Annotated in this window: 11 protein-coding genes; 8 read left to right on the top strand and 3 right to left on the bottom strand. The window is 39.0% G+C overall.

Going from position 1 to position 10,365, the window contains the following annotated elements; translation table 11 throughout:
* The 3 genes from AC5YCI_RS15855 to tnpA (AC5YCI_RS15845) all read right to left on the bottom strand — a co-directional run.
* The coding region (locus AC5YCI_RS15855) for an IS66 family transposase (RefSeq protein WP_496175161.1) at positions 1-281 on the bottom strand (281 nt) is incomplete at its 3' end.
* Positions 282-355: 74 nt separating this feature from the next.
* On the bottom strand, positions 356-691 hold the full coding sequence (tnpB, locus tag AC5YCI_RS15850; RefSeq protein ID WP_164709242.1) for an IS66 family insertion sequence element accessory protein TnpB: 336 nt from the start codon (positions 689-691) through the stop codon (positions 356-358).
* On the bottom strand, positions 688-1,071 hold the full coding sequence (gene tnpA, locus AC5YCI_RS15845) for an IS66-like element accessory protein TnpA (RefSeq protein ID WP_218999213.1): 384 nt from the start codon (positions 1,069-1,071) through the stop codon (positions 688-690). The genes tnpB (AC5YCI_RS15850) and tnpA (AC5YCI_RS15845) overlap by 4 nt, the downstream gene beginning before the upstream one ends.
* Positions 1,072-1,413: 342 nt before the next feature.
* On the opposite strand from tnpA (AC5YCI_RS15845), the gene AC5YCI_RS15840 reads away from it, so the two are divergent.
* From AC5YCI_RS15840 to AC5YCI_RS15805, 8 genes are all read left to right on the top strand, one after another.
* A complete protein-coding gene (locus AC5YCI_RS15840; RefSeq protein WP_104504133.1) occupies positions 1,414-2,226 on the top strand; it encodes a TnsA endonuclease C-terminal domain-containing protein in 813 nt (270 codons plus the stop codon).
* Complete coding sequence (locus AC5YCI_RS15835) at positions 2,210-4,309, top strand: TnsB C-terminal domain-containing protein (RefSeq protein ID WP_407412459.1); 2,100 nt, start codon at positions 2,210-2,212, stop codon at positions 4,307-4,309. Before AC5YCI_RS15840 ends, AC5YCI_RS15835 begins: the two co-directional genes overlap by 17 nt.
* A 14-nt stretch (positions 4,310-4,323) precedes the next feature.
* The gene (locus AC5YCI_RS15830; RefSeq protein ID WP_496175909.1) at positions 4,324-6,012 is read left to right on the top strand and encodes an AAA family ATPase; all 1,689 of its coding nucleotides are present in this window, start codon (positions 4,324-4,326) and stop codon (positions 6,010-6,012) included.
* Complete coding sequence (locus AC5YCI_RS15825) at positions 6,005-7,537, top strand: TniQ family protein (protein WP_496130478.1); 1,533 nt, start codon at positions 6,005-6,007, stop codon at positions 7,535-7,537. Before AC5YCI_RS15830 ends, AC5YCI_RS15825 begins: the two co-directional genes overlap by 8 nt.
* 2 nt (positions 7,538-7,539) lie before the next feature.
* The gene (locus AC5YCI_RS15820; protein ID WP_496175908.1) at positions 7,540-9,144 is read left to right on the top strand and encodes a Tn7-like element transposition protein TnsE; all 1,605 of its coding nucleotides are present in this window, start codon (positions 7,540-7,542) and stop codon (positions 9,142-9,144) included.
* 150 nt (positions 9,145-9,294) lie between these two features.
* Positions 9,295-9,678 (top strand): IS66-like element accessory protein TnpA, encoded by a 384-nt coding sequence (gene tnpA / locus AC5YCI_RS15815; RefSeq protein ID WP_218999213.1) that lies wholly within the window; start codon positions 9,295-9,297, stop codon positions 9,676-9,678.
* A complete protein-coding gene (gene tnpB, locus AC5YCI_RS15810; RefSeq protein ID WP_496175162.1) occupies positions 9,621-10,010 on the top strand; it encodes an IS66 family insertion sequence element accessory protein TnpB in 390 nt (129 codons plus the stop codon). Before tnpA (AC5YCI_RS15815) ends, tnpB (AC5YCI_RS15810) begins: the two co-directional genes overlap by 58 nt.
* Positions 10,011-10,084: 74 nt before the next feature.
* On the top strand, positions 10,085-10,365 hold a 281-nt coding region (locus AC5YCI_RS15805), incomplete at its 3' end, for an IS66 family transposase (protein WP_496175161.1).

Raw genomic sequence — 10,365 nt, 5'->3', positions numbered from 1 at the left:
GCTGCGATATCTTCTTCGACCGCTTCGTCCCATAGATGGATTTGTTTTGCGGTGAGATGTTCGTTTTTACTGCCGAATTTATGCTTTTTAAACAGCGCCAGTTCATGCTCGTATTTTTGATTGAGAATAGAAAGATGCTGAACTTTGGCATCCAATTGCTGGTTTGATTTTTCTAATTCTTGATTTGATTGTGCCAGAGACTGATGCTGCATTGCCAACTGCTGGGTAAATTCCAGCAGTTGTTCATGGGTCAGTTGGCTTAAGTCAGGCAGCGTATTCATGATCGCAGTATGCCTGAGGTCATGACGCAGAGGAAATAGAACGTTTGGAGAATAGCAGAATAACCGAGCTTGGTTTAGAGCATTGTGACCACTTGCTGTCGTCCAATGCGCTGCCAGGGCAAACCCTGGATTAATGCCTGTAACTGTTCCGGGTTGAGGGCCACGGTTTCACCTTGGTGAACTTGAGCCCAGTGGAATTTTCCCTGTTCCAGCCGCCTGGCACACAGCCAGATGCCCAGTCCATCATGTACCAGCACTTTCATACGATGGCCACGTTTATTACAGAACAGGTAAGCACAATGCGGTTTAATGTAGCCAAAGGCTCTCACCACCTGAGCCATGACAGTATCCATCCCTGCTCGCATATCCAGAGGTTGGGTAGAAAGCCAGATTTCATCAATGCGGATCATGTTGCCAGTGCCTTGAGTAATTCTGCTAAAGCAGATATTTCTGATACTTGCCATTTCAAGCCAATTTCTGCTTTTGAGTGGGGTAAAGTAATTTGAACCTTTAACATGTCAGTAGGAGTAGGATCTAATGGTGCAGAGCAAGATAAGGCAATAAATGCAGGTTTATTCGGTAGTGGTGAGCGATCACTCCCTGGCTTAGCATCAATTAAGCGAATCCATTTGGATACAAGATTTGTATTCAATCCATGTTGCAAAGCGACCGAAGCAATTGAAACGTCCGGTGCTTTACAAGCCTGAACGATCTGCTGTTTAAATTCAGCACTGTATGTTCTTCGTTTTTTCGCAAGAGATGCGATGGATGTCTGGTGATTTGTAGTCATAAATTTTAGTCCCCACTTGTTTTTAAGTGGGGGACTAAATTAAGGCTTATAGGATGAATTCATAAGGTGTGTTCAGCGGACGCTTACAAGCCATACACAACTAACTTCTATGTCAAAAATATGAATAGATTATTTGTAAGTAAATATCTATCTAAAAAAATAATATATATTATTGATTTTAAAAAATTAAATAAATTTAAGATCAATAACACTCAATACATAAGAAGAAATAATCATTCATACAGAGTAAAAAAAATTAATATTTTAGAAAAAAAGTAGGAAACCATATTGATCAAAATTAAATCAAATGATAATTTCTAAAAAAAAGAGATGAGTTCTAGGATGGTTTCAAGACAACAACAATTACGGTGGCTGCAGGAAGGACGTGGTCAAGGGCAATTAGACACATACAAGCCTTTTCTGAATGTCAGAGATAATAAGTCGCTGACTGAAAGATCGAGTCGTGTATATGGTTATAAGACCCAAAGGACTCACCATTTATTTTCTGACTTAGAATTAGCACTATTTTTAGCCCTAGACAGAATTCAGGATATTGAAGATATACGGGAGCAAATCCCACTCGATCTTGAAACTACTGTTCAAATTGCTGAAGATCTAAAAATTCCACACCCCATTGAAAAAAATGTCCATCAAATCCTTACCTCAACATTTTTTATCGTCAATCACTCTCCTCTAAAGCCCCCTTGCTTTGTTGTAAAAGCGCTTAAGTCGATACACCTAGATCAAAAAAGGACCATTGCTCAATTAGAACTCGAGAGACGTTATTGGGAGCAAAAAAACATACCTTGGTTTCTCTTTACAGAAAAAGATATTTCATCTACAGCTATAGATAATATTAAATGGCTATACCCATTGAATAAAGTAAATAATGATATCTACACCTTCTCAAAAATGGATTTCTACCAAAATTATTTTCTTCAAAAACCTGAACTTACACTGATAGAGCTATCAAAATATCTTGATACTCACTACTCAATGGAAGCAGGTGCCTCTCTTCTAGAAATTAGGGAATTGCTTGCTCAGCGCTATTTTCTTTTCGATATCACTAAAGGCTATAGAAAGATTTGTGGTCGTGACATTGAGATCGGAAACATTCAACATTTGGAGAAACTTCGCAATGTTTCAGGTGAATAATGTTTATCAATTAGATCATGTTTTATTTCGGATTCTAAAAATATACCCTCAGTATTTAGTGTGGATGGATATACAGTCTAATAAAGCCTTGCCTGAACTTATCCCAATTTCTGAACTTGAACAACACGTTATCTCTGGTCAAGCCCAACTAGCACATGACCCCTTTTCAGATCTCTGTTTGCTCTCTGTAGATACAGGATCTATTTACCAGATAAAACGTGATCATAACTTTGCCATAATTAAAAGAATTATTGAGCATGAACGCTTTTATGATCCTAAAGAACGTGCTTATCTAATTGAACAAGTTGTACAACAAAAAATCGCAACTAAACAAACGATTTATCGTCTATTACGATGCTATTGGCAACGTGGTATGACACCTAATGCGCTTATTCCTCAATATTATAATTCTGGTGGAAAAGGGATAAAAAAAACCGTCACTGAAAAAAAATTAGGTCGACCACGTGTTATTTCTGTTGGTACAGGTGCATTAATTGATAAAAGCGTGGAAATATTATTTAAGAAAGTTATCAATCAATACTTACTCAATGACAAAAAAATTTCCATTAAATACGCTTACCGTAAATTTCTGATACTGTATCAGGAGGAATACCCTGATATACCAAAGACTGAGTATCCTTCTTTTTGGCAATTTAAATATTTTTATGAAAGAGATTTTAGCCGCACTTTTAGGCTTAAAAAGCGTTCTCCTCAAATTCAATATTTGAAAGATAACAGACCTTTATTGTCTACAACAAATTCACAAGTTTCAGGGCCAGGTTCTCGATATCAAATTGACGCAACAATTGCAGATATATATCTCATTTCTGACTCTGATCGCTCATGCATTATTGGTCGGCCAACTGTCTATTTTATGATAGATGAATTTAGTCGTATGGTGACCGGTATGTATGTTGGTCTCGAAAATCCATCATATGTTACGAGCATGCAAGTTCTACGTGTTGCCATGTGTGACAAAGTCAAATATTGTCAAAGTTTTGGCCGTGAAATACGTTCTGAGGATTGGCCCTGCATCGGTTTACCTGAAGCAATTTTAGCAGATCGTGGTGAACTACTCGGTCATCAAATTGAACACCTAGAAAAAAGTTTTGCTATCCGAATTGAAAATGCCCCTGCATATCGAGGTGATCTTAAAGGTATTATCGAGCGATATTTTCGTACCATACAGGCTGACTTTAAACCCTATGCACCAGGTGTTGTACAACCTATTAAAGAAAAGAAACGTGGGGGTAAAGATTATCGGCTAGATGCTACTCTGACCATACATGAGTTTACCAAGATTATACTTAATTCTGTGTTAATGCATAATCAGACACATGAAATCAGATCTTATGATCGTGATATCGATATGCCGACAGATCTTCCAAATATTCCATTACATCTGTGGAATTGGGGGATCCAAAATAGGACTGGTAAATTAAGAACAGCTTCTGAACGTGCGATCTACATTGCTCTCCTCCCCCGGACTGAAGCTACACTGTCGCATTTAGGCCTTAAAGTTTTTGGTGTTTACTATATTTGTAAAGAAATCTTAGAAAATGGTTGGATGCATCGCTCTACATCAATACAGCGCCCACAAAAATTAACCATAGCCTATGATCCGGCTAATGCTGAAAAAATATATGTGTTTTTTTCGCAGTCTAACTCTGAGTATTGGGAAGCACAACTAGCACAACGCTCAAGAGAATTTATAGGCTGTAGTTTTTGGGAAGTTTGGAAAGTTAAGAAGGAGCAAAAGTCTAGCCAGGCAAATTACCATACCTCATTACAAATTGCCCGTGCTGAATTAGAACGTTCAAATGAAGAAATCATTCAAAAAGCCCTTGAATCGACACGACAATCAACCCGAAGCAATGCTGATCGCCTTTCAACCATTAAAGAGAATCGTATAAAGGCACGCGACCAAGAAAGAGAAGTGCTCAAAGAATCAGTACCTACCCGTAAATCAAATCAAGAACGACCAAGCAATATCGTTTCTTTTTCAAAAGGTAAAGCACACACAGATGACCAGGATCAATACGATCGACCTGCATTTTTTGATCAATTATTCGATGATGATTAAAGTGAGGAAAAAAAATGAAAGTCAACGCCATTTATCAACCGAGCTTTGGTCAATATAGAGGCAATCCACTTATAGAAGCATTGCCGCCAATACGTAATTTCAACGATATTAAAACAGCTTTGAAATGTACAGTAGATATTAGTCCGTTTGAGAAACATGAACCCGGAGTGGTTAGAAGTCATCTGATTTCTCAGCTCATGAATAGTTTTTTTCTGCCTATTTCAAGACACTATTCACTTGAGCAAAAGCTTGGCATTATGATTCGTGATGGATATGTCGCACGTAATCTTGAAAAAGGTGAATTAGCTACTCACCTGCAAAATGGTTACGAACGAATGATGACAGGGGATATCCATGCGTTTCGATTTAAAACAGCACAATCGACTGCCAAGAGTATGTCTTTTATTGGCTGTTCAGGGAGTGGAAAAACCACCACATTAAATCGAATTCTAGCAACATATCCTCAGGTCATTTTTCACGAAAAATATAACTTCACCCAAATTGTCTATCTTAAAATTGACTGTCCACACGATGGATCATTAAAAAGCTTATGCTTACACTTTTTCAGAGCTGTGGATTCTGCAATTGGCTCAGATTATGAAAGAAAATATGCTTTAAAAAGGCATGGTGTTGAAACGCTGATGCATCTAATGAGCCAAATTGCCAATCTTCACGCGATTGGCTTATTAATCATCGATGAAATTCAACATTTGAGCGTTAATAAATCTGGGGGAGAGAAAAAGATGCTTAATTTTTTCGTCACCCTCGTCAATATCATCAGCTTACCTGTTGTAATGGTCGGTACACCAAAAGCACGCCCTATATTTGATGCTGATTTCAGATCAGCTCGAAGAGCAATTGGATTTGGGGCAGTATTATGGGAGCCGATCAGAAATGAAAAAAATAGTGTTTCTCCTCACACTCAGCAAGTGATCAAGTCTGAATGGGTGGGGTTTACAGATACACTTTGGAAATACCAATGGCTGACTAAAGCAGATCTTTCTCTATCTGAAGATATACGGGAATGTTGGTATAAACTATCTCAAGGTATACCAGATGTGGTGGTGAAACTGTTTGTATTGGCTCAGATCAGAGCGATCGAGACTGGGGTAGAACGTATTACGATCAGACTGCTAGAAACCACCTACATGCAGGACATGATCCCAATCCATGCCATGATTGAGGCATTACGCAGTGGGGATCCTCAAAGAATTGCACAGTACTCAGACTTAAGTATCCCTGAAGTCGACAAAAAATTACTGTACTTGCAGGAAAAGATTAGACAAGAACATGGCGAGAAAGATGATGTCGATATCTATGATGGAAACTCACAGGCGATTCGTCTGCATCGACTATTGGTTGAATTGGGGTATCAATCAGATCTACTCCCAAACATGATTAAAAGAGCATTTCAGTCTCATCCAAATACAGACATACAAACTTTGTTGCCTGTGATTATGGAATGGCTCAAAGATGAAAATGACCTCGAAAAAGTCATGGAAAATGATCAGAAAAAAGCGCTCCAATCCCCTCGAAAACCTACCATCAAAGCTGCAGCATGGCATCAATTAGATAATGCTGACTTACGTTTTCAGTACAGTCAAAAAGACCCTCTTCTTTCATTTTATCGACACCTGAAAGATCACACAGGGTATGTAATTGATATTGAGCAATGGCTCAGGGAGAGTCATCAACATGTTTAATTTTCCCACGCCTTATCCTGATGAGTTGATTTACAGTACTGTAGCACGTGCTGGAGTACGTCTGGCCCTCACTAGCCCGAAACAACTCCTTGATGAAGTGTTTCAAAATCGTAAAGTTTCTGCAACGGTAGATCTTCCATGTCATCTTGAAAAAATTTTGCACTGGCTACCCCAAAGAATTTATGATTTAAATCATCTTATTGATAAACACACACTATTCCCAATATATGCTTGCTTTATTCCCGAAGAAAGACGCCAAAACTGCTTACATTTCATGCAAGGAGCATCGCATGGTGCTTTGCACTTAGCTGTAGGACTCAATGCATCAAAAGTTCATATTCCGGAATACTTACGCTACTGTCCTCAATGTTTCGAAGAACAATTACAAAGCTATGGCGAATGGTATTGGTCTAGACTGTGGCAAATTCCAGGTGTTAGTTGCTGTCCTCAACATGGGAAACTCCTCAATAGCAGCGTGCAATATAGATCCGTCCATAAGCATGAATTCAAAGCCGCTTGTTTAGAGAACTGTCCAACACATGCCCAAGAACCCGCCTCCCTAGATGAAATTTTGATTGCACAAAAAGCCATTGAACTTTGTTCACTTACAAACACCCCGTCTGCTAACTTAGCGCAATGGACACTTTTTTATAAAGACCTTGCCTTAAAACATCATATGGTCAAAGGCAAACATCACATAGTACATGAACTCATTTACCAAAAGATTATGCAACGTTGGCCGATGTCATTTCTAATACAGCATGGACTAAGTGATCTGTGTACGGAAAATAGCTGGCTTCATCATATGTTTAGAAAACATCGACGTAGTTTTTCTTACTTAGAACATTTAATCGTGATTGAAGCATTTTACGCTGGGAAGTCTTGGACTTTTCAAGAGATTCTCAAAGCGGTGAAAGCATATTCACCTACGCCAACAAGCTTCTGTGACAACACCGTAGGCGAAAAGTTACAACCCACAGTTATCCATACCCAACGTCATTTATGGTTAACTGCTTTAGCACAAACTTCTATTGTGAATGCAAGACGACAAAATACAGCCCTGTATGCTTGGTTATACCGTAATGATAAAAAATGGCTAGTAGAAACCAATGCTCAGAAACAGATGCCATTTATTCCATCTGGAAAAAAAGTCAATTGGAAACAACGTGATTGGGAAGGCGTCAAAACATTACTTCGCTTACACCAACAATTGCTGGAAAACCTTGACTCTCCTCGAAGAACAAGAACCTGGTGGATCAAACAGTTGTCAAGCCCGTCAACCATTGAAAAAAATCTCGCGAGCTTGCCATTGATCACCAAGTTTCTAAACACTTACCAAGAAGACACCAGCTGCTATCAAATTCGACGTTTATCACGTGAATTGCTTCTCACCAAACGCAATAATGAATCCATATCCTTGTGGGTACTACTGAGAAAAACCGGTTTAACAACAGACAGAATGACTCAGGAAACACAGACCTTCCTTAACCATGTTATACAACACGATCAGCTGATTAAGGTGTAATAATGCTAAAAGACTTTCCTGAAAATACGATTATTCGTTCCATCGGCCCTATTTATAAAGAGCAGAGAAACAAAGCGTGGAAGATTAAACTCCATCTGCAAGAGCTGGAATCGAAAAAACAATATACTCTAGGGTATAGATTCTCAAATATGCATCTTTTTGCACGCCAAAAATGTCTAAATCCAACACCCAATTCTAAATTACTAGAACCCCTCATTTTGACCTATAAAATTGAGCATCTTAGACGTTGGCATAACAGTTGCAACGTCTACAACCGGCAAAACCAAGTATCTCAGGTTATGACAGATGTAGAGCAGCGCTATGAAAATACTTGGGTACATTTACCCAAAATTGAACTGGCACGTGCCTTATTTTTTCATAATGCCTACCTTGCTCGCAATGCACTTCATCCAGAATTTTTAGATCTAGAATTTGCTGTACAGAAAATCTCGAAAGCGCATTACATCATTAATGAATTGGTGCCAAAAAGTTTTCCGGCTGCGCTATATGAGTCTGTTGAAATGCGCAGTGTATTGGCTTGGATTTTAATTAATCGTGAAATTAAAGCCTGCTATAAAAGTATCCATGCTCATTTTATGGCACAAAAATATACAGACCAATCAACAGAACTATGGAACTTTGACTTTAGTTGTCCATCTTTAAAAAACACCGAAATCACTGTAAAAGCTTACTATTCAAAAAAATCGAATCAGATTTATATTAATGAAATTCTCGAAATTAAGCATATACCCTCCAAGCTGCCTGATTTAATTGAATTTTCTAGCACCCGCTTCATCCAAAAACAAAATGAAGTTACCAGCGATAAAGTAAAAGGTGGTTATGGCATTGAAAAAATGCCGGATGAGCCTAAGATCGATGATGTTCAAGAAGCAAACTCTGATAAAGGGACGGTGATTATCAAATCTGAACCCGTCTTGCTTAGTTTTCAGCAACCCATCTGTACAGCAAAACGATATATCAAACGCAAAGGAGCAAATCAACCATATGGAGAAGAACAAGGCATCCTCGATGATCCTGAAGTGGTTGCAACAGATGAACCCTCTATCTTAGGGACCGTTGGCCAAGGTGAATTCATGGGGCTTGCAGAAGATGCTGAATACGCAGAATATTTCAGTAAAGGCTTTGATGCATTTAAACAGGTGATGATAGGTTTAAATGACGCAGAGATTATCAAATTGACATCAGAAGAACCATATTATCATCGACTACCTAAAGTCGGTAAATCACGATTAAATTATCTCATTCATCGAGATCAGCCTCGTTCTTTACTAGAGTTCAGATTTAATTACAAAAAGAGGCCTTTTAGTATCTTTGAAATCGATCTTGATGACCAGGCAAAAAACATTTCTACTCTTTTAATGCAATGGAATTTGCAAACAGAGTATGATGAAAAGATTATCAAAGAGCTGACCACATTAATCATAAAACATTCATTGCGTTGGCCAAAGAAAGAAAAACTTTCAAAATGGGGGATGGTAAAAATGATCAATCACCCTAAGAAGTCAAATTCATCCGTCGAATATACCTTAGATGAGATAAAAATCTGGCGACAGAATATCGCGAGGCATTTATCTTGTTTTGAATAATTGTAGGTAGATGGTGTCCACATGCATTCTACATCTATGAATGTGCTTATATCTTCATGCCGTCGTAAGCATCCGCTCAACACATGTTCTAAATTCCAACCATAAGCCTCAATTGAGTCCCCACTTAAAAACAAGTGGGGACTAAAATTTATGACTACAAATCACCAGACATCCATCGCATCTCTTGCGAAAAAACGAAGAACATACAGTGCTGAATTTAAACAGCAGATCGTTCAGGCTTGTAAAGCACCGGACGTTTCAATTGCTTCGGTCGCTTTGCAACATGGATTGAATACAAATCTTGTATCCAAATGGATTCGCTTAATTGATGCTAAGCCAGGGAGTGATCGCTCACCACTACCGAATAAACCTGCATTTATTGCCTTATCTTGCTCTGCACCATTAGATCCTACTCCTACTGACATGTTAAAGGTTCAAATTACTTTACCCCACTCAAAAGCAGAAATTGGCTTGAAATGGCAAGTATCAGAAATATCTGCTTTAGCAGAATTACTCAAGGCACTGGCAACATGATCCGCATTGATGAAATCTGGCTTTCTACCCAACCTCTGGATATGCGAGCAGGGATGGATACTGTCATGGCTCAGGTGGTGAGAGCCTTTGGCTACATTAAACCGCATTGTGCTTACCTGTTCTGTAATAAACGTGGCCATCGTATGAAAGTGCTGGTACATGATGGACTGGGCATCTGGCTGTGTGCCAGGCGGCTGGAACAGGGAAAATTCCACTGGGCTCAAGTTCACCAAGGTGAAACCGTGGCCCTCAACCCGGAACAGTTACAGGCATTAATCCAGGGTTTGCCCTGGCAGCGCATTGGACGACAGCAAGTGGTCACAATGCTCTAAACCAAGCTCGGTTATTCTGCTATTCTCCAAACGTTCTATTTCCTCTGCGTCATGACCTCAGGCATACTGCGATCATGAATACGCTGCCTGACTTAAGCCAACTGACCCATGAACAACTGCTGGAATTTACCCAGCAGTTGGCAATGCAGCATCAGTCTCTGGCACAATCAAATCAAGAATTAGAAAAATCAAACCAGCAATTGGATGCCAAAGTTCAGCATCTTTCTATTCTCAATCAAAAATACGAGCATGAACTGGCGCTGTTTAAAAAGCATAAATTCGGCAGTAAAAACGAACATCTCACCGCAAAACAAATCCATCTATGGGACGAAGCGGTCGAAGAAGATATCGCAGC

This window comes from Acinetobacter sp. CY17 (genome assembly GCF_059515825.1).
This window is presented reverse-complemented; position numbering and strand designations above follow the sequence as displayed.

Coding starts and splice junctions, on each gene's coding strand:
- tnpB (WP_164709242.1), bottom strand. CDS start 691: ATGATCCGCATTGATGAAATCTGGCTTTCTACCCAACCTCTGGATATG.
- tnpA (WP_218999213.1), bottom strand. CDS start 1,071: ATGACTACAAATCACCAGACATCCATCGCATCTCTTGCGAAAAAACGA.
- AC5YCI_RS15840 (WP_104504133.1), top strand. CDS start 1,414: ATGGTTTCAAGACAACAACAATTACGGTGGCTGCAGGAAGGACGTGGT.
- AC5YCI_RS15835 (WP_407412459.1), top strand. CDS start 2,210: ATGTTTCAGGTGAATAATGTTTATCAATTAGATCATGTTTTATTTCGG.
- AC5YCI_RS15830 (WP_496175909.1), top strand. CDS start 4,324: ATGAAAGTCAACGCCATTTATCAACCGAGCTTTGGTCAATATAGAGGC.
- AC5YCI_RS15825 (WP_496130478.1), top strand. CDS start 6,005: ATGTTTAATTTTCCCACGCCTTATCCTGATGAGTTGATTTACAGTACT.
- AC5YCI_RS15820 (WP_496175908.1), top strand. CDS start 7,540: ATGCTAAAAGACTTTCCTGAAAATACGATTATTCGTTCCATCGGCCCT.
- tnpA (WP_218999213.1), top strand. CDS start 9,295: ATGACTACAAATCACCAGACATCCATCGCATCTCTTGCGAAAAAACGA.
- tnpB (WP_496175162.1), top strand. CDS start 9,621: ATGGCAAGTATCAGAAATATCTGCTTTAGCAGAATTACTCAAGGCACT.